The organism is Paenarthrobacter sp. PAE-2, from assembly GCF_026013155.1.
GTDB classification, from domain to species: Bacteria; Actinomycetota; Actinomycetes; order Actinomycetales; family Micrococcaceae; genus Arthrobacter; species Arthrobacter ureafaciens.
Map to the genome: position 1 here is coordinate 1 of NZ_JAPDNV010000108.1, position 570 is coordinate 570.

Annotated in this window: 1 protein-coding gene; it reads left to right on the forward strand. The window is 68.9% G+C overall.

Going from position 1 to position 570, the window contains the following annotated elements:
* Positions 1-570: glucose-6-phosphate dehydrogenase assembly protein OpcA (locus OCL88_RS21110; RefSeq protein ID WP_264963845.1), on the forward strand; the 570-nt coding region annotated here is incomplete at both ends.

Genomic DNA, 570 nt, shown 5'->3' on the forward strand with positions numbered 1-570 from the left:
ACGAAAGCGAGTCCCTGGTGGCTGCGCTGCTGCTTCCGGACGCCCCGATCGTGGCTTGGTGGCCGAACGGGGCACCGGAAAGCGCATGCGAGACGTCCATTGGGGCGATCGCGCACCGCCGGATCACCGACTCCGCGAACGAACCGGACCCCGCCCAGGCCCTGGAGAACATCCGCCGAACCTACAAAGCCGGCGACACCGACCTCGCCTGGACCCGCCTGACCAACTGGCGCATCCAACTCGCTGCGGTGCTGGACCAGGTGGACAGCGATCCCGTGTCGGCCATCGCCGTTGAAGGCGCGTCGGATTCACCCAGCACGCTCCTGCTGGCGGCGTGGTTGACCTTGGCGCTGCAGGCACCGGTCACTATTGTGGCCGACCCCGCAGGAACGGGCATTCGGCGGGTGCGGTTGACGCGGGCCAGCGGCGACGTGCAGTTGTTCCGGCCGGGCCTGTCCGTGGCGGAACTGACCCAGCCGGGACAGCCTGCCCAGCGCATTGCCCTTCCGCGCCGCAGCCTCAAGGACTGCCTCGCAGAAGAACTCCGCCGGCTCGACCCCGACGAAGTCT